This is a genomic window from Streptomyces sp. NPDC044061 (genome assembly GCF_056434305.1).
In genome coordinates this window covers 16,294-38,501 of sequence record NZ_JBWKFL010000062.1, presented here as the reverse complement: position 1 = coordinate 38,501, position 22,208 = coordinate 16,294, and the positions used below count along the sequence as shown (strand labels likewise).

Genomic DNA, 22,208 nt, shown 5'->3' with positions numbered 1-22,208 from the left:
GGTACCAGGCCAACCCCGAATGAGACCCGACCCGCGAACGAGCGGCACAAGGCCCACGTCGGAGCGGTCCGCTGTATGGACAACGCGCCACCCAGACGCGCCGGCTCCGTACAGACATCGGTGGACATCGCCTCATTACGTGATGACTCTTAGACACCTACCGGAAGACGTGGCCCCGAAGAGCGCGACCCGCTCGCCGTCGCCCGGACCCTGCTGCACCAGCGCCACGTCCGCACACTGGGTGTCAGCCCGAGCGCCGAAGCGACCACGCTGCGGCTCGTGCGGATCGTGGCCCTTCAGCACCGGATGGTGAGCCGATGACCGCGCCGGCCGGCACGGCCGCGGCGATCCTGGAGCAGTACACCGCCCATCTGGCAGAACCCGATCCCCCACCCCCGGACGAGCCTTGGGCGGTGCAGTCCCTCGCCGACGGCGCCGCCGGGATCAGCCTGCTGCACGTCGAGATGGCCAGCCGATACGGCGGCTCCTGGCGGCCCGCCCACCGGTGGATTACCGCCACAGCCGGCGGGCACATCAGCGCGGCCGACACCACCGGGCTGTTCGTCGGTGCCCCGGCTCTTGGCTTCCTCCTCACCACCGTTCCGCCGCCCTTCCAACTCCTGTACGACCCCGCGCGGAAGACCCTCCACCAGCACATCACCGACCTCGCCCACCGCCGCACCGAAGCCGCGCTCGCCCGCGTCCGCAGCCGCGATCTACCCACCTTCGCGGAGTACGACCTCTTCTACGGCCTCACCGGCATCGGGGCGTACTTCCTGCGTACCGACCCCGCAGGGCCCGCCTTGGAACGGGTCCTGCGGTACCTCGTTGCCCTGACCCGCCCGCTCACCCCCGGCGGTCGCGGCCTGCCCGGCTGGTGGGTCCGCCACGACCCGGCCCGCGGAGAATCCCCGCACTTCCCCGGCGGGCACGGCAATTTCGGTGCCGCGCACGGCATCACCGGCCCGCTCCTCCTCCTGTCCCAGACCCTGCGCCGCGGCATCACCGTCGGCGGCCACCGAGAGGCCATGTGGACTATCTGCGAGTACCTCGACGTCTGGTGCCAGCACGCAGCCGCCGGCCCCTGGTGGCCCGAGCACGTCTCGCGCCGCGACCTCGACCGCGGACGCCCCCACCACGACGCCCCCACTCGGCCGAGCTGGTGCTACGGAACGACAGGTATCGCACGGGCAGGGCAACTCGCAGGACTCGCCCTGCGCGCTCCCGACCTCCAGGCGTTCTACGAGGACGCCCTGTACCAGGCGCTGACCGACCCCGAGCAGCTCGCCAGCGTCACCGACACCGGTCTGTGCCACGGCTGGGGAGGCATCTACCAAACCGCCGTCCGTGCCGCCGCCGATGCCCTCGACCCCCGCCTCCGGACCCTCCCGAGGCGCCTCGGCGTCACCCTCGCCGCGCAGGCCCAGCCCGGCGTCCTCCCGGCGACCGGGCTGATCAACGGTGACGCCGGCACCGCCCTCGCTCTCACTACCCTCGCCTCGCAGCAGGCCCCGATCACCGGATGGGACGCATGTCTCTTGATCAACTGATCCAAGCGGAGCCGAGCCTGATCCAACGCGCGGTCTTCGCTGTGCTCACCGGCCTGCCGATCGCCGACGCCGCGCACCAGTACCGGATGGACCCTGCGATCCTCTCCGACGCTGTCGCGGTCTACCACCAGGCCGGCCGGAAAGCCCTGACCCGCCACGCCACCGCCGTCGATTGGTGGCAGACGAATCTCCACTTCACCGACTGGGCGAGCGCCGACGACACCTTCACCACATACGTGCTGCCCGTGCTGAGAGAGGCGGAAGCCGCCGGCACCGTCGACGGCTGGTGGTACACCAGGAAGCACCCCTGCTGGCGCCTGCGCCTGCGCGTACGGCCTGAGATCGGGGCGAAGCTGGCCGTCGGCAACGGCTTCGACCGCCTCGTTGCCGATGGACACCTGCACCGATGGTGGCCCGGCATCTACGAGCCGGAGACAGCGGCGTTCGGGGGCCCAGTCAGCATGACGGCCGCGCACGCCCTGTTCATCACCGACAGCCGGGAAGCGCAGCGGTTGCGGCAACGCGGCGACCTGACCGTGGGGCCGCGGGAACTGTCCGTCCTTCTCTGCACACTCATGATGCGCGCTGCCGGACTGGAGTGGTACGAGCAGGGGGATGTCTGGCACCGCGTCATCACGGACGAACACCGCTCGGCCGTCAGCGATGTCCCAGCGGACCACCTCAACGCCCGCGCCCAGGAGATCCGGCCCCTGCTCTTCGCCGACATTGACGCCATGCTGCGTTCCGGCGGGCCGTTGGAGCCCGTCGCCGAGTGGGCCACCGCCTTCCGCAGCGCGGGTCAGACACTCGGCCGCGCTGTCCAGGATGGAACGCTCGACCGCGGGTTGAGGCATGTACTCAGCTACCACGTGATCTTCCACTGGAACCGACTCGGGCTGTCCATGCGGGGACAGAGCATCCTGGCCTGGGCAGGCAGGGCGGCAATCCTCCACAGGGAGAGCGGGTCATGACCGGCTACGGACTGTAACGCCTGGCGCCTCCACGCCGGCGTCGAGGGCCTCGGTGAGGACCACGTACTCCTGGAGTCTGCCCATGGTCGCCCACACGCGGAGCTTGGACTCGTCCTGCGGCGGGTGGGCTTGAGGATCAGGCCGCCGTCGGAGGCAAACGACTTCTGCGCGGCGAAGTAGCAGACGTCGGTCTCCGCGATGTCGCCAGTAGCTGCTCGTGTACCCGCCCGGGCAGCCCGCCTGCTGCCGGTCCCCAGGACGCCCCCGTTGGGACCCACTCGACCGTCCCGGCTGATCCGGGCGAACCGGACATGGTTGAGGCCTTGCGGCTTCCATTGCTTGGCGGACCTCGAAGTGCATCCCACCCCCTGCGCTGGGGTGTTGCTACGATCGCCAGAACCCAAGATGCGGTGGGGCGCTCGTGCATCCCAGACATGGCGCGGCCCGCCAGACGTGTACCCCTACAGCCGGCGGGCCTGACACCCCTTCGCGGGGAGCAGACGCTACGCCCCTTCATACCCAAGCGGTAGATGTACGCACGCCTTCATTGAACCCACGTTTCCGGTCCGCCGCCCCTCCACTCGATCAGCTCCGCGTGCTGCACGACGTCCAACTCGTCCCAGCCCTCCAGGCCGGCGTGCTGCAGGAAAACGGTCAGGTCGTGCAGCGAATGGGCGGTCCCGAGGATCTCCCGCCCGACCCGAACCTGTCGGCCGCCGGTCTCGGACGGCGGGTAGACGATCACGTGCACGGTGTTCATGGTGTAAGCGTCGCCCCGAGCGGGGGCTACTGCACGCCCGGCGACCGAGCCAGCCGCCCCAGTCGAAGATGCCGCGCCCGTTGTCCGGTCGGCAGGGCCCTGCCGTCAGGCCGTGGATCTGGAGTCGATCTCTTGGGCGAGGTGCGTTGCAGCCGTACGAACGGGAGCCTTCATGCACCCAGCACAGCCCGAGCAAGCAGGATTCCGTACCGCTGCTGGTGAATTCCCCGCAGGTGGGAGACCCGATCGCTACCCTGCGGACCACAGCGCTCGCGGGCTAGGTGAAGCGCTCAGCCTCATCCCCGCGAACGGTATTCACGAAGGTAGTCATGGGTGCATACTGATAGATATGGCAGATACAACGGTCAAGATCGACACAGAGACGCGGGACCGGCTCGCCGCCATCGCCGCCGCCCGGGGCGTCAGCGTGCGCGCCCTGCTCGCACAGCTCGCCATCCAGGAGGAGACCCAGCAAAAGCTGGGCATGGCCACCGCGGTCTTCCGCGAGGTCGTCACACAGCCCGGCATCGCCGAGGCCTTCGACCGTGACTTCGGCGGCCTGCCCCAGGGCACGAGCAGCGTGCGCCGGGTGGCCTGATCTTGGACCTGTACATCGACATCCGGTGGCTCCTGGACCGGCAAGAAGAACTGCTCGGCAAGGACCTCGACGTTGGCGACTACTCCGGCCTCGTCGCCGCTGTTGCCCGGCACCGGGTGAACACCCCGCACATCACGATGGGCGAGCCCGACGCCTACTGGCGGGCCGCCGCCCTGGTGGAGCAGATCGTGCTGCTGCGCCCGCTGCCGGCACGCAACGAGTACTTCGCGTACGGCGTCGCCATCGCCTACATCCGCGCCTCGGGCGAGAGTATCGACACCGCCTACGCGCCGTGGCATGACCTGATCACCGACATCCGCGCCCTGCGAGTGACGGTGTACGACATCGCCGACCGGCTCCGCTCGATGCGCCCCGGAGAACAGCCATGAGTGACGTGACGAGCCCTCCGCGCGCCCGCCCTGGCGGGCCCCTGCGCTGGATGTCAGAGGCCCACCCAGAAATAGGGCCCCGATGGCTGCCCGCTGGGCCAGTGGTGCATGGCTCCCGTAGTGGCGCAGTCTTGTCCGGTCATCCGCTTCGTCAGCACCCGGCCGCAATAAGGCGGAGGGGCGGAGGTTGCTGAAGCTTGCCGATCGCCTACCGCAATGCTCACGCTTCGGGGGCGACCTTGGCCTACCGCTACCTTCCAGCAGCCAGCGTGGGCGGCGACTGGTTCGATGTCATCCCCCTGTCCGGCGCCCGTGTCGCCCTCGTCGTTGGTGACGTCGTCGGCCACGGCCTGCACGCCGCCGCCACCATTGGCCGCCTGCGCACGGCAGTGCACAACTTCTCCGCCCTCGACCTGCCACCGGACGAACTCCTTGGACACCTCGATGAGCTAGTCGACCGAATCGATCAGGACCGGGCAGCGGAGGGCAACAGTCACGACGTCGCCGGCGCCACTTGCCTGTACACCATCTACGACCCGGTCACCGGCAGCTGCACCCTGACTCGCGTCGGCCATCCGCCGCCCGCCGTCGTGCGCCCCGACGGCACAGTGGATATCCCCGACGTGCCCGCCTCCCCTCCCCTGGGCGTGGGGAGCGGCCTGCCGTTCGAGACCGCCGAACTTCAACTGCCCGAAGGCTCCCGCCTCATCCTCTACACCGACGGGCTCATCGAGGACCGACAGCGCGACCTCGATACCGGCCTCGGCCTCCTGCGCACAGCCGTGACCGGCCAACCACACCTCACCGCGGAAGAAACCTGTCGGAGCATCCTCGAAGCCGTCCTTCCCGAACGCCCCAGCGACGACATCGCCCTGCTCGTGGCCCGCACCCGCCTGCTGGACCCCGCGCAGGTCGCCCAGTGGGACGTACCGTCCAACCCCGCAGCCGTCGCCCCGATCCGCACCCAGTGCGCCCACCGACTGGAGGCCTGGGGACTGGAGGAGATCCCGCTTCCAGGCCGAGTCCGAGCGGATCACCGCGGAGGCCAACGCCAAGGCCGAGGAGGCGCAGGCTTCCGTGGAGGAGGCCCGCGCAGAGGCTGAACGCCGGGTCGCCGAGGTACGGGCCACGGCCGAGGAGAACGTGAACGCTGCTCGCCAAAACGCGGCGGTCGAGATTGCCGAGATCCGCCGGCGTACGGGCGAGGAGGTCAAGGCGGCGGAGAACGCTGCGGGGGAGGCGAAGGTCAAGGCCGAGCGCCAGGTCGCGGAAATGACCCGGGCGCTCGAGGAGGCGAAGGCGACCGCCGCAGCGGAGGTCGAAGAGGCTCGCACCGACGCCACCCGGCGGATCGAGGCAGCCCAGGCCAAAGCCGCCGCGGACAGCAAGGCCGCCCAAGAAGGGGCGGCCATCAAGATTACCGAGGTCAAGCGGCTCACTGCGGCGGAAGTCGCGCAGATGACCAAGACGCTCGAGGAGGCGCAGGCCGCCGCAGCGGCGAAGGTCGAGGAGGCGGACCGCAAGACTAAGCTAAGGGTGTCAGCCAGGCACTGACGGGCGGAGCAGGTCGGAACCCCGCCACCCGAAAGGGTGAGAACCCCGACCAGCGAGCCTCACGAAGACGGCATAAGTGCCGCCGATGTGCCATCGGAGATGAGACTGTGCCGCGAAAACTGAGACCCTACAGCTGACGACGATGGTGGTGGGGTTTGACCGTGGCCACGGAAGGTGTGCTTAACTGGTTCGCGAGACCAACCATCTCCCAAGCTCTTCCGACGAGTTGAGCAGTTTGATCCTGCACGTAGTTAGTGCGGGTATGGCTGGTCTCTCTTTTTTGTAGGTTCTCAGATCCTGTGTCCTTTTCTCACCGGGGATGTCCACCGCGTGTCCAATAGGACATGGAGGTGAGAATCATGCCTCTTGATCGAGTGATTCCCCTCTTCGTGTACAGGACTGTCCTGGTACTCATCAGCGTGTGTGACTAGGGCAGGACCCCAGCGTTCGGCGGCCGGCGGGGCCGCTTCGGAAGACACGGGGTTGGTCCGATGAGTACAGCGGTGGCCGCGCCAGTACGGCTGAGCGTCCGGCGCAGTGATGAGTCCATGGTGGAGGACTTGGAGTGGCAGTCGGTACCGCTCGGACTGCTGCAGGAGGCCAGACCGTGGCGGACGTTTCGCTCGTACAAGGGGCAGCGGCACTACTCGGGCTTCCCCGGGGGTCTTGGGGGTGTGGCTCACTGTTGCGGTAGGTAGGCGTTTGGTCCGGTGAGCAACGGGTCCTCTACCCGTGTCGGTCATGTGGCTGTCGTCGTTTGGACAGTCGAGATCGACAAGGAGTTGGGATGCGAGCGTTCCCGGTACGGATGCCCTCGGGCACGCGGTATTGGACGGTGGTCGACGAGGACCTGCGGCCGGTACCAGCGGCGGATGCCTACCTGCGGCACACGCGGTTCGGGAGAGACGGCGCCGAGTCGACGACGAAGAGCTATGCCGTCGCAGTGGCGCTCTTCCTGCGCTGGTGCGCGACGGCAGGCGTGGATTGGCGCTCGGCCGCGGGGCAGCTGGGCGCCTTCATCTTGTGGCTTCGGCATGTGCCTGCTCCCCGGGCGGACGGGCAAGCGGTGGTGTTGAGCGGTCCGGGTGCGGCGCCGGTACGCGGGGCACGGCGGATCAACGCGGTGCTGGCGGCTGTCCGCGGCTTCCTCGTGTTCGCCGCGGACCAGGGGGAGGTTCCACGCGAAGTACTGCACCAGCTCTACGAGTTGGCCGACAGCAGGAGCCTGCCCGCCGAGGCACGGGGTGAGGATGGCGCGTGGAAGCTGCGGATGCGGCCGCGCCACCGTCTCCAGGAGCCATCGACGCGGCCCGGGCGGGCCAGCGACGAGGACGCAGTCGCCCTGCTGCGGGCCTGCCGGTCGGCCCGGGACCGGCTGCTGGTGCTGATGCTGTGCCGGGCGGGCCTGCGCCGCAGCGAGGCAGTGGGCCTGCGCCGGGAGGACATCCACTTCCTGCTCGACTCCACCGCACTGGGCTGCTCCTTCCCCGGCTCGCACCTGCACGTGGTGCGGCGGGAGAACGTCAACGCGGCCTGGGCGAAGTCCCGGCACTCGCGTGTCGTCCCCGTCGACCGGCTGCTGGTGCGAGCGCACGATCAGTACGTCCTGGAGCGCGCGGGCATCGCCGGGGCCGCCGACAGCGACTTCGTATTCGTCAACCTCTTCCGGCCGCCGGTCGGTGCCCCGATGAAGCCGGATGCGGTCAACGACCTGTTCGCCGCCCTGTCGCGCCGCGCCGGTCTTGCCCAGACGGTGCGTCCGCACGCCCTGCGCCACGGATTCGCCGGAAACGTCCTCGACGCCGGCGGGACCGTCGACGAACTGCAGGACCTGCTCGGTCACGCCTCCACCAGTTCCACCCAGGTCTACGTTAACGCGTCGGCGCCGAGCGCCGCCGTGAGGCGGTGGATACGGTCGCCAGCCACCAGTTTGACCGAAACGGCCAGCGGATCTGGCGGGAGGCGGAGGCCCTGCTCGACGCCGAACGCACCCGCCATGCGATCGGCCAGATCGCCGTCCCTTACGGCACCTGCCACGAACCCACCAACGTCCAGGCCGGCGGCGGCTCCTGTCCGTTCCGGTTCCGTTGCGTGGGCTGCGACCACTTCCGCACCAACGTCTCCTACCTCCCCGACCTCACCACCTACCTGCAAGACCTTCTACGCGACCGGGAAAGAATCCTGGCCGCCACCGACCTGGACGAGTGGGCACGCGCCGACGCGCTGCCCTCCGAGGAGGAGATCCGCAAGGTCAAGGCCCTCGTCCACCGGGTCCGCGAAGATCTCGACAGCCTCACCGACGACGAGCGAGCCGAGATCGACCAGGCCGTGGCCGTGGTCCGCCGCACCCGGCAGCTCGTCCACCTCGGCATGCCCCAGGTCCGAGCTCCACACCCCGACCTGCGACTGGAGCGTCCATGACCACCACCAGCGGCATCGCCGCCGTCCGCCGAGCGCACAGCGACCGCTGCCGCCAGCGCGTCATCACCGCCCTCGACGCCGCCATCGCGGCGGGCGAGGAGATCAGCGTCTCGGCAATCGCTCGCAAGGCCGGGGTGGATCGCAGCCTCCTCTACCGCCACCGCGACCTGCACGCTCTCGTCCTTGCCAAGGCCACAGAACCTCCGACCCCTGCAGCCACCGGTCCCTCCGTGAGCCGGACGTCCTTGATGGCCGACCTGGCCGCCGCCCACGACCGCGTCGGCCGGCTCACACGCGAGAACACCCAACTGCGCGAGCGCCTATCGGAAGCACTCGGCCAGGAAGCCTGGCGCGAGTCCGGTCTCGGTGCCCCGGACGACACCACCCGCCTCCAAGCCCAGCTCACCGAACTCGGCCAGCAGGCTGCCGAACTTCGCCGCCAACTCGCCGACCGAGACGACGAACTCGATGCCGCCCGGACTGCCAACCGCGAGTTGATCGCCCGCCTCAACCGCAGCACACGGACCCCGTCACCCTGACGAGGGAAGCTACTTGAACCACACCTGCGGCACACGCTAGCGTCACATCAGACAGCCGATGACCTGCATAAACAGCAGCATCGAGCCATGGCACTTCGCTCCAACCCCCGGGGAATCCGGCACGTACTGGGCGGCGACGACCCAGGACCATGTGATCTACGAGTCGCGTCTTGAGCTCGCACGGCTGATGTTCGTCGACTTCGATCCTGCGGTGCACGGCATCGTGACCCAGCCGTTCCTGCTGAAGGCAGTGGTGGAGGGAAAGGGCCGCAAGCACATCCCGGACTACTTCCTGATTACTGAGGATGGTCCGGTGGTCGTGGACGTCAAGCCGCGTCAACGGCTGTTGAAGCCGGTGGTGGCCTCCACGTTCGCGTGGACCCGGCGGGCGGTGGAGTCGCGTGGGTGGCGCTACGAGGTGTGGAGCGAGCCACCGGAGGCGGAGCTGGAGAACATCCGTTTCCTGGCCGGCTATCGCCGTGGGCGGCTGTTCGGGCCGGAGATGCTGGAGGAGTTGCGCCGCGCTGACCTGGACGGCGTGCCGCTGGGGCAGGCGGCGCAGAGGCTGCCTGGCCGACCCGAGCAGAGTGTGCGGGCCGGGATCCATCACCTGCTTTGGACCCATGAGCTGCACACGGATCTGACCGAACCCCTACGTCCCTCCCACGTGTTGAGGAGGGTGGCATGAGCAGTGCGGGAGCTCGCGTTGGAGTCGGTGCGCGTTTCCGTTACGACGGCGAGGCCGTCGAGGTGGTCGAGTTGGCCGCGACGACTGCGGGCATCGAGGTTGTCTTGAAGGACGGCCGCGGCCGAGTCCAGCGCCTGTCGCTGCAGGAATTGCTCTTCTCCGACCGCGCTCGCGTGCTCCTCGACGTCCCCGGCCCTTCGGGAGGAGATGCCAACGGGGTCGCCTCGGTGGTCTTGGACCAGCTCAACAACGAAGAGCGAGAGCTGACGGCCGAGCGGGCTGGCCACATGCGGGTGGTGCTGACGGGCTACCGGTCGGGCAGCCCGGAGTTGGTTGCCGACGGTGAGCCGCAGGACGAGTACGCGCCGGCATGGAAGCCAAGAAGGCGGCCAAGGCGGCGGAACTCGGCGTCACGGTTCGCACCGTCGAGCGGTGGCTTGTCGCCTTCCGTGACCAGGGCGAGGCGGAACTGGCTCCCCGGAGAGGGCACGCCGGCGGTTCGGCGGCGTCAGTGGACCAGCGGTGGGTGGAGACCGTCCTGGAAGTCATGGTCGAGCACACCGATGAGTCACGGCCGTCACGGACGATGGTGATCGATCGGACCCGGGCCCGGGTGATCGCCCGGTTCGGACCGGAGGTGGGGCCGCAACCGAGCCGGGCGCCGGCCTTTCGGATCCTGGAGCACCTGGAACGTCGGCACCCACTGTTTCGGCTGAGCACGAAACGGAACCGGGACATCGCCGACCGCCCGGATGGGCCCTACGGGAAGCTGCGACCCACAAGGCCGGGTGGGTACCTGCTGATGGACTCCACCCGACTGGACGTGTTCGCGTTCGATTCGCTCACGCTGCGGTGGGTACAGGCTGAACTCTTGGTGGGGATGGATTGGTACACCCGCTGCGTCACCGGGGTGAGGGTGACGCCGGTGTCCACCAAGGAGCGCCGCCCCGGCGGAGGAAGCGGAGACTTCCACGGGACGACAACCGGTGGACACCGAGTGGGATGACCACGAAACCTGCTGGTCAGCGCACTTCGAATGGCCAGCCAGACGCGGAACCTACAATTTGTAGGGTCTCGAATCCGGGTTCCCATTCTCACGAGCAGCTTCCTCAGTTCTGCGTATGGGCAGCGAAAACTGACACGGGCCCTCTGGGTTACATGTTGATCTTGCGCTCGCGCTTTGTTGCAGCTCTCATCGGCTTGGTGCCGCGCACCAGCGAATTCCGTGCCCTCTGGCACCCGTCCGTCACGACTCGACGAGCTCGGCAAGCCTATCGAGGGAAACCCGTAGCCTGTGTGTGTTGGTGGCGCGGGCGTAGGGGAGCCGCTTCTCGTCGGTCAGGCGGGACCAGTCATAGGTGTGTGTGACCCTGGTATGTGCCTCGTCCACGGGCTCGAGCTCCCATCGCCAGAGGTGCCCAGGTGGCTCTTGGCCTGGTTCTGACGGAAGCCAAGCGATGCGACGTCCCTCTTCAAACTCCACCACACGATTCTCCCGGATGTCGCCCTGGGTAAGCATCATCGTGAACACCTCGCCTGCAGCGCGTATGCGCTGACCTGTGGGAGCTTCGGCGAGATTGTCGTTGCCATCCCACCGCGGCTGTTGCGACGGGTCAGCGATCAGTTCGAAGATCCGTTCGGTGTTGGCGGCAATCTCGCGGCGGCTGGTCACGACTGTCGGAGATCCGGTGTTAGCGGTCATGGCCTGATTGAAGCACCCATGCCGTCGGTTGCACTGAGTTGATGTTGCTTAGTTAGAAGCCGTATCTCAACCGAACTTGATCGTTTGATTCCTGCTGGTCAGGCATGGTTCGGTTCGGGATGAGGGAGGCATGCGTCGTCTTGTCTCCGCTTCGTGGTCGAGGGGTGAGCGGTGGCGTCGGTGCTGGAGGAGCGGGAGGCGGCTGCTCGTGTGCGGGTGGAGGGTCTGCGGGAGGAAGTCGCCCGGTTGGCCGGGGTGTTGTAGGCCGCGTAGATCGAGTTGGACCGGCGGGTGATCGCGCGGGAGGAGTTGGTCGAGGCGGCGTTGGCTGTCTCCGCGGCCGAGTCCACTGCCGTGACCGAGGTCGGGGCGGAGCAGGAAACTGCAGCCCCGCCCGTGCCGGGCTCGACGGTGCCGCCCTGGCGGAGCGGGTTGCCGGTGACGGTGCTGGCGCCGGACTATCAGCGGCTTCTGGGTGTGCTGGAGGATGGGCGGTCAGCGGGCAGGGGACCGTTGAAGGCCCGGGAGATCGCGGTGGAGCTGGGCTTGGAGACGACGCCGGCGAAGGTCGAGGGGGTGCGTTCGAAGGCCAGGCGTCTGGCGGAGCGCGGGTGGCAGGTGCAGGAGACGGCGGGGATGTTCAGCGTCGGCCGGCGGCTCGTGGCCTTGCCAGACGCCGGCCCATCCGCGTGATCATCGGCCACAGGCAGTTCGTGAACCAGTCCACCTGGGATCCGGTGCCGGTGCAGCGGCGGATCTGCGAACGGATGCTGCCGCTCATCGCCCCGACGGCGTGGGTGATCGACGACGTGTCGGTGCCCAAGGACGGAAGAATGTCGGTCGCCAGGGCTCCGCAGTACTGCGGAGCCCTGGGTAAACGCGCCAACTGTCAGGTCGCGGTCAGCGTCCACGCCGCCACCGACACCGCCTCCTGCCCGCTGCAGTGGCGACTCTTCCTGCCCAAGGGATGGTCCTCTGATACCGACCGCCGGGCCCTCACCCGCGTCCCACCCGAGATCACGCACCGCGAGAAGTGGCGACTGGCACTGGACATGCTCGACACGCTCGCCGACTGGGGCATGAGGCCGCCCGTCGTGGTGGCCGATGCCGCCTACGGCACCAACGCCCACGTCCGGGCGGCACTGTCCGACCGCGGACTCCACTACGTGCTGGCCGTCCGGGCGGACGTTTCCGCCCACCCGTTCGACGCGAAGCCCGTGGCCCCGAACCGCAACGCACCCGTCGGCTGCTGGCCTCAGCCCCCGCACGGCGTGTTCCGCTCCAGCGGAGCGCGCCGTACTGACTGCTTCAGGGCCGTGTGCGGCTTCTCCACGGTCGACGTCCGCAGCGGGGCGACCCGGTGGAGGCGAGAAAGGTCGACCAATTTTCACGCCAGTGGTTGACCGGTCGACCGTGCTGGTCGTACGTTACATCCGTGCTAACCGATTTCGGCTACGAGTAGATCTCCCGGCAAAAGGCCTGGTCAGGAGCTTGCGAGCCCCGGTGATCGCAAGGTGGGCCGCCCGGTGGTCGGCTTGAAGTCGGTGGATATCAACGAAAGGAGGGTGCGATGAGTCCCTTTGGTTCTGATGGGCAGCCGAGCGGCAACGTCATCACGATCGGCCCCGTGGACGGCATCGTGGAAGCCCCGGAGTCGCTGCATGTGGTGGCACTCGGTTACGACAAGGTGGAAGATCCGTTCTACATCTGGGTGACTGAGACGAATGTGGAGCTTTTCGAGCGTCTGCGAGAGCTGGCGACGGGTGTGCCGGCGGGAGAGAAGAGGCTGATCGCTGTCCTCGTGACAGAGCCTCCCGGCGGCAGCGCCAACCCCGATGCGGTCGCGGCTGTGGAGTCCGTCCGTGGTGCCGTGCTCTCCCTCGCGGTGGAGCTGGGCCCGGCGGTGCGTCTCAACATCGTGGTCGCCCGGCGGGCTGCGGACGCGGCTCAGGCCTTGCAGTATCTCGGAAGCCCGGACGCCGACTATGTAACCGGCTCCACCTTCGATCTGAGGGAGACGGCATGAGCATTCTCATTACTGGCGCGGGCGGCGGCATTGGCCGCGCCATCGTCGAGCTCGCGGTCGAGCGCGGCTATACCGTGATCGCTCATGATCTGAAGCTCGAGTCGGTTGCCGACCTGCAGGACGTTGAGACGATCACCGGCGACCTGACCAACAAGGATCACCTCCAACTCCTCGGGCGACGTGTCGCAGACGAGCCGCTGGAGGCAGTGGTGGCCTCACACGGAATCGCGGGTGCTGTCGCGCTGGCAGACGTCGACGAGCGACGTTCGCGCGCCATCCTCACGATTAACGCCTCCACCGTTCCAGCCCTTTTCGAAGCCGTGAAAGAACCTCTCACGCGCTCGCAGGGCACCTATGTCGCCGTCTCCTCGCAGGCTTCACTGCGCGCCGAGCGGGAGAACGCGGTCTACTGCGCCTCCAAGTGGGCGGTCACTGGCTGGGTGCGGGCTATGGCCGCCGGTCAGGCCGAGGGGCCCACTGTGCGTGCCCTGTGTCCCGGTCGCACCGAGACACCGCTATTCGTCGCCGCGACCGCGGCGATCGCGGCCGCCCAGGGCCAGACGGTCGAGGCGTATAACGAGGACATCTACGACCAGATCCCGTTGCGGAGGTTCGCAAGCACGCGCGAGACCGCATCGTTGGCGCTCTATCTCGCCACGCAGCCCCGTGGCCACGCGCCCACGGTGGTGGCCAACAGCGGTGGAGAGGTGCCGTTCTGATGTCCGAAGTCAGCAGCGTCATCGGCCACATCGGTCTGTGTGTGCCGCGGATCGAGGAAGCGATCGACTGGTACGGCAAGGCCCTGGGGCTGCAGGTGATCTCCGGGCCGTTCGAGATCAACGCAGCCGAGGATGCCGCAGCTTGCGACGTCTTCGGTCCCGCATTCCATCGTGTGCGCCAGGCCCACATGGTCGGTGCGAACGGTGTCGGACTGGAACTGTTTGAGTTCATCACGCCGGAGGTGGACACCAGTATTCCCGCTTCCTACTGGCGAGCCGGCTATTCGCACCTGTGCTTCGTCGTTCCGGACATCGAGGCCGCCGAAGAACGCATCCGCTCGCTGGGTGGACGCATCCGCACCAGCCGGATCTGGCCGCTGTTCCCGGGCCAGCCCTACCGCTTCCTCCACTTTGAGGACCCCTTCGGCAACCTGCTGGAACTGCACTCCCACGGTTACGAGCGCACGTTCTCCAACCAGAAGCCGTGACCGTGCGCGCTTGATCGACCACGGCAGGCGGCTTTCCTTGCCCTGTCCGCGCAGTCGTATCGGTCCAGTAGCCCCGCATTTTTCACAAGGAGCAGCTCTATGTCCAGTTCGGGCATCACTCACGACGACGTCTACACCGGCCTGGAGGGGAAGACGATCCTCGACCGCTTCCGTCTCGACGGCAAATCGGCCCTGATCACCGGAGGGGGAGCGGGGATCGGCAGGGCCTTCGCGCACGCGCTCGGCGAAGCCGGTGCCCGCATCGCCGTGATCGATCTGGACGGCGACCGTGCGAAGGCCGTCGCTCAGGAACTGGCCGACAAGAACATCGAAGCGATCGCGCTTCAGGCGGACGTTTCCGACGACGCCGCGATCGAGCGCTTCGTTGCCGACACCGTGTCCGCCTTCGGCGGGCTGGACATCGCCATCAACAACGCGGGCATCAATCCCAACGCTGCGGCCGAGGACATCACGGCCGACGACTGGGACAGGACCTTCGCCCTCAATACCCGCGCCACGTTCCTCGCCTGCCAGCACGAGGCACGGGCCATGTTCCCGCGCGGCTACGGAAAGATCATCAATACGGCCTCGATGGCGTCGCTGATCGTTCCTCATCCGCAGAAGCAGGCCGCCTACAACGCGTCCAAGGGGGCGGTCGTCACCCTGACTCGCAGCCTGGCCGCCGAGTGGGCCGACCGCGGCATCCGCGTCAACTGCATGTCTCCAGGCATCATCCGGACCGCGCTCATCGAAGAGTCCGAGGCCCTTGCCCCGCTGGTGGAGCGATGGCTGACGGACATCCCCGCGGGACGCCTGGGCGAACTCACCGATCTGCAGGGCGGGATCGTGTACCTGGCCAGCGCCGCGTCGGACTACATGACCGGACACAACCTCGTCATCGAGGGAGGCCAGACCCTCTGGTGACCTCCCCCCTCGGTGCCGCCGGCCCTGTGGCCGTTGCGCTGCAGGGTCGGCGGCACCGAGGCCCGAACGCCGGCACGCCGTGCTGAGCGCATCACGAGCGCGCGCGGCGCGCCAGTAGAACCAGTACAGCTGCCTGCGCCCCTGAGCGGGACACCGAGGAGAGGCAATGATGCCGGAGACCGAAGCGACCGGAAGTTCCCTGACCGCAATAGCACCGCCACCAAGTGGGGCGTTCGGCAGAACCGCGAAGCCTGAGCGGTTCGTTCGTGTCATTACAGCCGTCGCCACCCTCGGCGCCCTGCTTTTCGGCTACGACACGGGCGTCATCTCCGGGGCGTTGCCGTTCATGCGGAATGGAACCGATGAGGGCGGTCTTGGTCTGACGGCCACCACCGAGGGCGTCGTCGCGTCCTCTCTCGTCTTCGGTGCTGCTTTCGGGGCGCTTCTGGGCGGGCGCCTGGCCGACCGTTACGGCCGCAGGCGTGCCATCCTCAGTTTCGCTGTCGTGTTCTTCGGCGGTGCCCTGGGATCGGCTTTTTCGCCGGACGTCACCAGCATGGTCGTCTTCCGCGTCGTCCTGGGGTTGGCTGTCGGCGGGGCCTCCGCCACCGTGCCGATGTTTATCGCGGAAGTCGCCCCCGCCCACCGGCGAGGCCGGCTCGTCTCCCAAAACGAGCTGATGATTGTCACGGGCCAGCTGATCGCCTACACCAGTAACGCCGTGATAGCGAATTTCTCCGGCAGCAACCACGCCTGGCGCTACATGCTCGGCCTGGCCACCATCCCGGCAGTGCTGCTGTGGTTCGGGATGCTGTTCATGCCCGAATCGCCACGCTGGTACGCCGCCAAGGGGCGGCTGGGTGAGGCGCAGTCCGTACTGCGCCGCATCCGGGAGCACGGTGCAGTGCAGGCTGAACTCGACGAGATCACCGAAAGAACGCGGGAGCGGGAGGCCGGCGAGATGCGCTTGCCCTGGGTGCGGCGGCTTCTCTTGATCGGAATCGTGCTGAATGTAGGGATGCAGCTCACCGGTGTGAATGCCATGGTGTATCTGGCCCCCACGTTGCTGGAGTCGATCGGGTTCGGCACCAAGGCCGCGCTCACCACCACCATCGCGAACGGTGTCGTGGCCGTCGTCGCGGTGTCCTGCGGAATCTATGTCTACGGCAGGGTCAACCGGCGTCCTGTGATCATCACGGGTCAGATCGGAGTCACCGTCTCCCTCGCGCTCCTCGGCGGCGGCTTTCTCCTCCCGGAGTCCACTGAACGCAACTACCTGATCATTGTTGCCATGCTGGCGTTCCTCTTCTTCTTCCAGGGTGCGATCGGAACCGGCTACTGGCTGGTGACTTCGGAGATCTTCCCCTTGCGCTTCCGCGGCCAGGCCATCGGGATCGCGGTCTTCGCCCAGTGGATCGCGGGAGCCATCGTGACCTTGGTGGTTCCGCCGCTCATCGAGGCCGTGGGCGGGGGGACGTCCTTCCTTGTCTTCGCCGTAATCAACCTCGGCACTTTGATGTTCCTGGTCAAGTTCCTGCCAGAGACACGAGGCCACACTCTTGAGTCGCTGGAACGACGCTTTCGAACCTACTCCCAGGGCTGAGAAGCCACGGGCGCACGACGTCCTGGCAGCCGTGAGCTGCCGGCGACGACTTCCCTGGCCGAGGTCTCCTTGCCCAGCGCCCGGCTTGAGGCGGGACCTCATGCCGGGCCGATGCTTCGGCGACGCCCCTCACGGCCCCTCGCGTGGTCAGGCAGCGATGCCCGCGGACGGCTGCCTGACCGACCATCTGCCGCGGCTTCAGGCGGACGGCGCTCCCCCTGCGGAGCGTGGCACACAAGCTCCGATTGAGCCGCTCGGCACTGCGGGAGGCCGGCACATCGCTCGGTCTGGCTGGCCCTTCCGGAGTCTTCCGTCACAGGTGAGCGAGCGGAAACTGCCGCTCGGCGAGTGCCGCGTCTACGAGTTCCTCCAGGCGAGGTGGCGGGCGTGGCCACCGCGCGACGTGGGGCTTGGCGGCCTTGAAGGATCCGCGCCGTACTGGGAGGAAGCGGGTATGTCGGCGAGCGTCCCTGACGATGTACGGGCCCGTCCTCAGGGCCAGGCTGCGCGCGGCGCTGCTGCCCTATAGGGGGCGCCTGCCGGAGCCGTTTTCCGGTCCGGCGGGGCTCTTCTCGCGCACCGGACAGTGTCTGCGCGGCAATGGTCAACCAAAATGGTTGACCGGTAGTCCAATCGCACGTAGGCTCGCCTGACAGGGCCAGCCTGGATATGAAGCAGGAGAACCACACATGAACGTGCCCTTTGACAACGCTCGCCTTGACCGCCTCATGGACGAGGCCGGCGTGGATGCGGTCGTAGCGATCACACGCTTCAACGTTCAGTACATGCTGGGCGGATATCGCTACTTCTTCTTCGCGAACATGGACGCCATCGGCCTCTCGCGTTACCTGCCCGCGCTCACCTACCCCAAGGGCAAGCCGCAGGAGTCCTTCTACGTCGGCTGCGGCAACGAGGCCTGGGGCAGCGACGTGTTCCCCTTCTGGGTGCCCGACGTCCAGCACGTGTCATGGTCGAGCGCTGACACCGCCCGCGCTGTTGCTGCAGGTCTGCGCCAGCGCGGCCTGGACAAGGCGACCGTCGCCGTCGAAAAGGCGTTCCTGCCCGCCGATGCCTGGGACATCCTGCGCACCGAACTCCCCGACGCACGCTTTGTTGAGGCGCAGAAGCTGCTTGAGGCCATGCGCGCCATCAAGTCGGCCGAAGAACTGGCCCTGGTGCGCAAGGCGTCCAACGGCATCATCGACTCCATGCTCGCGACCTTCGAGGTGTCGCAGCCGGGTGAGAGCAAGCGGGACATCGTGGAGCGGTTCCGGCTCGAGCAGACCAAGCGCGGAATGGTGTTCGACTACTGTCTCGTCTCCACCGGCCAGGAGCTCAACCGTGCCCCGTCGGACCGGATCTGGCGGGAAGGAGAGGTTCTCTCTCTCGACTCCGGCGGCATGTACGAGGGCTACATCGGCGACCTGGCCCGCATGGCCGTGGCAGGCGAACCGACGGCGCTGATGACCGACATCCTCGCCGAGGTCGAGTCGGTGCAGCAGGCAGCGCGCACCGCTGTGGGTCCCGGCAAGCGCGGTGGTGACATCTTCGCCGTGGCTGACAAGGCCCTCGCCGAATGCGCGCACAAGGACCAGATGTTCTTCGTGGCACACGGCATGGGGCTCATCACTCACGAGGTGCCGCGCCTTACCGGCACCGGCCCTGTCCCCTACCCCGCCGACCACGCGGACGCCCCGCTGGAGCCCGGCCTCGTGCTGTCGATCGAGACCTGGGTGGAGAACCCCGAGGCCGGCTTCGTCAAGCTGGAGGACACCCTCATCGTGACCGAGCAGGGCTGGGAGGCCCCCGGCGACACCGGGCGCGGCTGGAACCGGCCGAAGGGCCTGTGACGATGGCGGACGCGACCACTCACCCGGCGTCCGACCCGCTGTCCCAGATCCGCGGCTACAACGAGCAGTCCGCTGCCTGGTTCGTGATCCTCGACGACGACCCCACCGGCGCCCAGGCCGTGCACGGAGTCACTGTCCTCATCGAGCCCGGTATCGAAGAGCTCCAGCGCGCCGCGAACCGCCGCGAACCGACGTTCGTGTGGACCAACAGCCGCAGCCTGTCCCGGTCCGACGCCGAGGCGGTGAACCGGGAGATAGCACAAACCGCGTTCAAGGCCGCTCAGCAGGCCGGGGTGCGTCCCGTGTTCGTCAGTCGCGGCGACTCCACACTGCGCGGACACTTCGCACCCGAGCTCACCGTGCTGCGCGACGTGTGCGCGGAGGCGGGGCAGCCCGTGGACGCGGTGGTCTTCGTTCCCGCGTTCGTGGAGGCGGGGAGGGTGACCGAGGACGACATCCAGTGGGTGCTGCAGGACGGCGTCTTCGTGTCGGCCGCGCAAACGGAGTTCGCCGGCGACGCCACCTTCGGATACACCGAGCGTGACCTGCGCAGTTGGGTCGCCGCACGCCTGGGGGAACCCGTGGACGCGGTGAAGTCGGTGTCGCTGGAGGCGCTGCGCTGCAGCGGCAGCCGCGAGGCCGCAAAGGTGATCACATCGGCGTGTGACGGCGCTGTCGTCATCGGCAACGCGCGGACCGCAACTGATCTGGAGGCGCTTGCCCTGGCCTGCCAGAGGGCAGAGCAGGCGGGGAGGCACATCCTCTACCGCACCGGACCGTCGTTCGTGCGCGCCCTGATCGGGCAGCCGCCAGGCACACCGTTGGCCGAAGCCGGGATACCGGACCTGGACCCCGCCGTCCAGGAAGCCGAGTTCGGTCTGACGGTGGTCGGATCACACACCGCGCTCACCAGCAGTCAGCTCGAGGCCGCCGTGCGGCGCCACGGCCTGACCGCCGTAGAGCTCGATGTCGACGCGCTTCTCGCCTCCGGGGACGGAGGCGAGAAGGTCATCGCGGACTGTGCCGCCGCGCTGGAAAGCAGCCTGCGCCACGCCCATTGCGTCCTGGTGACATCGCGAACCGTCCGCACCGTGGCCGATGACCGCGAGCGCAGCCTCGCGGTCGCCCGGCAGGTGTCCGACGCCGTGTGCTCGATCGTCGCGCGGCTGCCCGCCGATCTGCCGTTGCGCTATGTCGTCGCCAAGGGCGGGATCACCTCGCACGAGGTGGCCGTCCGCGGGCTGGGAATGCGGCAGGCGCTGGTGGTGGGCCAGATGTTCACGGGTCAGGTGTCAGTGCTCCGCCTGGGTGCGGACACGGCACGCCCCGGGCTGCCCTATGTCGTCTTTCCCGGCAATGTCGGCGGCACAGGCACGCTCGCTGACGTGCTGTCCCTTTTGGAAGGAGATCAAAGTGCTCTCGCTCGGTAGAGACGTGCTCGCCCAGACTCACGCGAGCGGACGGGCACTCGGCGCGTTCAGCGTCTACAACATCGAACTGGCTCAGGCGGTGCTCGATGCCGCGGCTGCCCGGCAGGTGCCCGTCCTGCTCCAGGCGGGCAGCTCCTCCTTCGGCTATGCCGGCGAGGAGGTCCTCGCAAAGGTGGCGCTCACGCTGGCAGAGCAGGCTCCGGGGCAGGTCGGGGTGCACCTGGACCACTGCCGGGACCTGGAGGAGATCCGGCGCTGCCTGGACCGGGGCTACACCTCCATCATGATTGACGGCTCCCATCTCGACCTGGCCGCCAATATGGAGCTGACGACACGTGCGGTGAAGCTGGCGGCGCCCTACGGAGCCTGGGTGGAGGCCGAACTCGGCGAAGTGGCAGGCGATGAGGACACCTCCACACAGGCCCACGCAGCAGGCGGCACTGACCCGGAAACAGCCGGCCGCTTCGTCCAAGAGACCGGAGTGGACGCACTGGCTGTCGCCATCGGCAACGTGCACGGCATGACCTCCCGGCCGGTGACACTCGACCTCGACCGGCTCCGGGACATCCAACGGCACTGCCCCGTCCCGCTCGTCCTGCACGGCGCCTCGGGCATCCCCGATGAACAGGTCGCCGCCGCCATCGGCCTGGGGATCGCCAAGGTCAACGTGAACGCCGAGGTGCGAGGCGCCTACATCCGCGCACTCAACACCTGCGAGGTCACCGGTGATGGACTAGCCGCCTTCAGCAGGCACGGCATCATCGCCGCCACCACAGTGGTCGACGCCAAGCTCAAACTCTTCACCGAAACCGCCGCAGATTACGGCGGCCCGCACACCCGCTCGGAGGGCGAGCAGACGTGACAGCGACCCAAACCCCTCTCGCCTCGCGCATAGCCGCAGACGACGCCGTGTCCGGACTGATCGTCAAGATGCCATGTGCACCCGTCGTCGAACTGGCCGGTCACCTCGGGTTCGATTTCGTTCTCATCGACACCGAACACGGCCTCTCCGACAGCGCAGAGTTGGAACACCACCTCCGGGCAGCGGATGCCGCCGGCATCTCCGCCCTGGTCCGCGTGGGAAGCAATGACCCGCTGTCGGTTCTCCGCGCGCTGGACGCCGGAGCGACCGGAGTGGTCGTGCCGCACATTTCGACACAGGCCGAAGCGCGGGCTGCCGTCTCCGCGGCCCACTATCCGCCCCATGGATCGCGCGGGCTGGCACTGAGTACACGGGCCGGCCGCTCGGGCACGATCCCCATACAAGAGCACCTGGCCAACGCGGCGGCCAGAACCGTGGTCGTCGCACAGGCCGAAGACACCGAAGCCGTCGACAACATCGGTGCCATCGTGGAAACCGATGGCCTGAACGCCGTCTGGATCGGCCCGAGCGACCTGTCTATGTCGCTCGGCAGGCCAGGCGAACTAAACCACCCCGAGGTGACCGCCTCCATCGACAAGATCGTCGAGGGTGTCCTGTCGTCACCCGCATGCCGTCTCGCGGTGCTGGTCGACACCGTCGAGGACGCAGCACAGTGGCGGGCCCGCGGAGCTTCCATACTGCTGTTCAACCACACCACGATCCTGCACAAGGGCATGAGCAGCATCGCGGAGGGCTTCCGTCAGCTGCAGGACTGATCCCGAGCCCTCAAGAGCGGATGGGCCGACACCTTCGCGCCCCTCTCATCCGCTCGCCGAAGTCGGATGTGGAGTAGGGCGGCAAGTTTGTTTGCCTTTGATCCAGGCCAGTGCTCCGGCGTTTACGGCGGAGGTGAAGGCCCTCCCAAAAACTGGCCTGACCCGCAGGTGAGCACGGGTCAGCAGTGTGCACCTCGGCCCTCGGGGCGCTTCTGGTTCTCGTTGTACTGGCGTACAACGGTCAGGGGCGCCCCGCCGCAGCTCCGGGCGAAGTACGAGCCGGACCAGAAGTTTCGGCCTCATAGCTACCGGCGTGTGTGCGCGTCGTCATTCAGCATCGCTTGTTCGACGAGCGCAC

At 67.8% G+C, this 22,208-nt stretch carries 21 protein-coding genes and 4 pseudogenes; 22 read left to right on the top strand and 3 right to left on the bottom strand.

The genetic code is table 11. From position 1 onward, the window contains the following. The first annotated feature begins 317 nt into the window (after positions 1 to 317). Positions 318 to 1,550 carry a lanthionine synthetase C family protein gene (locus tag AC07CM_RS45315; protein ID WP_478882415.1) on the top strand — a complete coding sequence of 411 codons (1,233 nt, stop codon included), beginning with the start codon at positions 318 to 320 and terminating at the stop codon, positions 1,548 to 1,550. Beyond that, complete coding sequence (locus AC07CM_RS45310) at positions 1,532 to 2,521, top strand: thiopeptide-type bacteriocin biosynthesis protein (RefSeq protein ID WP_478882414.1); 990 nt, start codon at positions 1,532 to 1,534, stop codon at positions 2,519 to 2,521. The genes AC07CM_RS45315 and AC07CM_RS45310 overlap by 19 nt, the downstream gene beginning before the upstream one ends. A 544-nt stretch (positions 2,522 to 3,065) precedes the next feature. Here the strand turns inward: AC07CM_RS45310 and AC07CM_RS45305 are convergent. Beyond that, positions 3,066 to 3,281, bottom strand: a complete 216-nt coding sequence (locus tag AC07CM_RS45305) for a hypothetical protein (RefSeq protein WP_478882413.1) — start codon at positions 3,279 to 3,281, stop codon at positions 3,066 to 3,068. Positions 3,282 to 3,630: 349 nt separating this feature from the next. Here AC07CM_RS45305 and AC07CM_RS45300 point away from each other — a divergent pair, with 349 nt between their 5' ends. The 9 genes and pseudogenes from AC07CM_RS45300 to AC07CM_RS45260 all read left to right on the top strand — a co-directional run bounded on the left by AC07CM_RS45300 (position 3,631) and on the right by AC07CM_RS45260 (position 10,476). Then, positions 3,631 to 3,879, top strand: coding sequence for an antitoxin MazE7 (locus AC07CM_RS45300; RefSeq protein WP_478882412.1), 249 nt, complete (start codon positions 3,631 to 3,633; stop codon positions 3,877 to 3,879). A 2-nt stretch (positions 3,880 to 3,881) separates the two neighbouring features. Next, entirely contained in the window at positions 3,882 to 4,268 is a 387-nt protein-coding gene (locus AC07CM_RS45295) for a toxin Doc (protein WP_478882411.1), read from the top strand. 239 nt (positions 4,269 to 4,507) lie between these two features. Beyond that, positions 4,508 to 5,275: pseudogene (locus tag AC07CM_RS45290) on the top strand (PP2C family protein-serine/threonine phosphatase); the annotation flags it as partial. Positions 5,276 to 5,345: 70 nt separating this feature from the next. After that, positions 5,346 to 5,822 (top strand): hypothetical protein, encoded by a 477-nt coding sequence (locus AC07CM_RS45285; RefSeq protein WP_478882410.1) that lies wholly within the window; start codon positions 5,346 to 5,348, stop codon positions 5,820 to 5,822. Positions 5,823 to 6,609: 787 nt separating this feature from the next. Beyond that, positions 6,610 to 7,644, top strand: a pseudogene (locus tag AC07CM_RS45280) (tyrosine-type recombinase/integrase); the annotation flags it as partial. Positions 7,645 to 7,727: 83 nt separating this feature from the next. Then, positions 7,728 to 8,243, top strand: a complete 516-nt coding sequence (locus AC07CM_RS45275; RefSeq protein WP_478882409.1) for a hypothetical protein — start codon at positions 7,728 to 7,730, stop codon at positions 8,241 to 8,243. Next, complete coding sequence (locus AC07CM_RS45270; RefSeq protein WP_478882408.1) at positions 8,240 to 8,782, top strand: DUF6262 family protein; 543 nt, start codon at positions 8,240 to 8,242, stop codon at positions 8,780 to 8,782. The genes AC07CM_RS45275 and AC07CM_RS45270 overlap by 4 nt, the downstream gene beginning before the upstream one ends. 58 nt (positions 8,783 to 8,840) lie before the next feature. Next, complete coding sequence (locus AC07CM_RS45265; RefSeq protein ID WP_478882407.1) at positions 8,841 to 9,470, top strand: TnsA-like heteromeric transposase endonuclease subunit; 630 nt, start codon at positions 8,841 to 8,843, stop codon at positions 9,468 to 9,470. A gap of 370 nt (positions 9,471 to 9,840) precedes the next feature. After that, positions 9,841 to 10,476 (top strand): helix-turn-helix domain-containing protein, encoded by a 636-nt coding sequence (locus AC07CM_RS45260; RefSeq protein WP_478882406.1) that lies wholly within the window; start codon positions 9,841 to 9,843, stop codon positions 10,474 to 10,476. Between the two features lie 240 nt (positions 10,477 to 10,716). Here AC07CM_RS45260 and AC07CM_RS45255 read toward each other — a convergent pair whose 3' ends face one another. Next, positions 10,717 to 11,172, bottom strand: a complete 456-nt coding sequence (locus AC07CM_RS45255; RefSeq protein WP_478882405.1) for an SRPBCC family protein — start codon at positions 11,170 to 11,172, stop codon at positions 10,717 to 10,719. Positions 11,173 to 11,463: 291 nt separating this feature from the next. Between AC07CM_RS45255 and AC07CM_RS45250 the strand changes: the two genes are divergently transcribed. From AC07CM_RS45250 to AC07CM_RS45200, 11 genes and pseudogenes are all read left to right on the top strand, one after another. Beyond that, the gene (locus AC07CM_RS45250) at positions 11,464 to 11,865 is read left to right on the top strand and encodes a hypothetical protein (RefSeq protein WP_478882404.1); all 402 of its coding nucleotides are present in this window, start codon (positions 11,464 to 11,466) and stop codon (positions 11,863 to 11,865) included. Then, a pseudogene (locus AC07CM_RS45245) lies at positions 11,817 to 12,434 on the top strand (IS701 family transposase); the annotation flags it as partial. The gene AC07CM_RS45250 and the pseudogene AC07CM_RS45245, both read left to right, overlap by 49 nt. A gap of 365 nt (positions 12,435 to 12,799) precedes the next feature. Further along, positions 12,800 to 13,198, top strand: a complete 399-nt coding sequence (locus AC07CM_RS45240) for a hypothetical protein (protein WP_478882403.1) — start codon at positions 12,800 to 12,802, stop codon at positions 13,196 to 13,198. Continuing rightward, the gene (locus tag AC07CM_RS45235; RefSeq protein WP_478882402.1) at positions 13,195 to 13,917 is read left to right on the top strand and encodes an SDR family NAD(P)-dependent oxidoreductase; all 723 of its coding nucleotides are present in this window, start codon (positions 13,195 to 13,197) and stop codon (positions 13,915 to 13,917) included. The genes AC07CM_RS45240 and AC07CM_RS45235 overlap by 4 nt, the downstream gene beginning before the upstream one ends. Further along, positions 13,917 to 14,405, top strand: coding sequence for a VOC family protein (locus AC07CM_RS45230; RefSeq protein ID WP_478882401.1), 489 nt, complete (start codon positions 13,917 to 13,919; stop codon positions 14,403 to 14,405). The genes AC07CM_RS45235 and AC07CM_RS45230 overlap by 1 nt, the downstream gene beginning before the upstream one ends. 99 nt (positions 14,406 to 14,504) lie before the next feature. After that, a complete protein-coding gene (locus tag AC07CM_RS45225; protein ID WP_478882400.1) occupies positions 14,505 to 15,329 on the top strand; it encodes an SDR family NAD(P)-dependent oxidoreductase in 825 nt (274 codons plus the stop codon). 166 nt (positions 15,330 to 15,495) lie between these two features. Next, positions 15,496 to 16,932, top strand: coding sequence for a sugar porter family MFS transporter (locus tag AC07CM_RS45220; RefSeq protein WP_478882399.1), 1,437 nt, complete (start codon positions 15,496 to 15,498; stop codon positions 16,930 to 16,932). A 689-nt stretch (positions 16,933 to 17,621) separates the two neighbouring features. After that, positions 17,622 to 18,782 carry a M24 family metallopeptidase gene (locus tag AC07CM_RS45215; RefSeq protein ID WP_478882398.1) on the top strand — a complete coding sequence of 387 codons (1,161 nt, stop codon included), beginning with the start codon at positions 17,622 to 17,624 and terminating at the stop codon, positions 18,780 to 18,782. A gap of 2 nt (positions 18,783 to 18,784) precedes the next feature. After that, entirely contained in the window at positions 18,785 to 20,212 is a 1,428-nt protein-coding gene (locus AC07CM_RS45210) for a four-carbon acid sugar kinase family protein (RefSeq protein ID WP_478882397.1), read from the top strand. Continuing rightward, positions 20,196 to 21,074, top strand: a complete 879-nt coding sequence (locus AC07CM_RS45205) for a class II fructose-bisphosphate aldolase (RefSeq protein WP_478882396.1) — start codon at positions 20,196 to 20,198, stop codon at positions 21,072 to 21,074. The genes AC07CM_RS45210 and AC07CM_RS45205 overlap by 17 nt, the downstream gene beginning before the upstream one ends. Next, positions 21,071 to 21,850 carry an HpcH/HpaI aldolase family protein gene (locus AC07CM_RS45200; protein ID WP_478882395.1) on the top strand — a complete coding sequence of 260 codons (780 nt, stop codon included), beginning with the start codon at positions 21,071 to 21,073 and terminating at the stop codon, positions 21,848 to 21,850. The genes AC07CM_RS45205 and AC07CM_RS45200 overlap by 4 nt, the downstream gene beginning before the upstream one ends. A gap of 179 nt (positions 21,851 to 22,029) precedes the next feature. Here AC07CM_RS45200 and AC07CM_RS45195 read toward each other — a convergent pair. Next, positions 22,030 to 22,149 (bottom strand): annotated as a pseudogene (locus AC07CM_RS45195) (transposase); the annotation flags it as partial. Between the last annotated feature and the right edge of the window lie 59 nt (positions 22,150 to 22,208).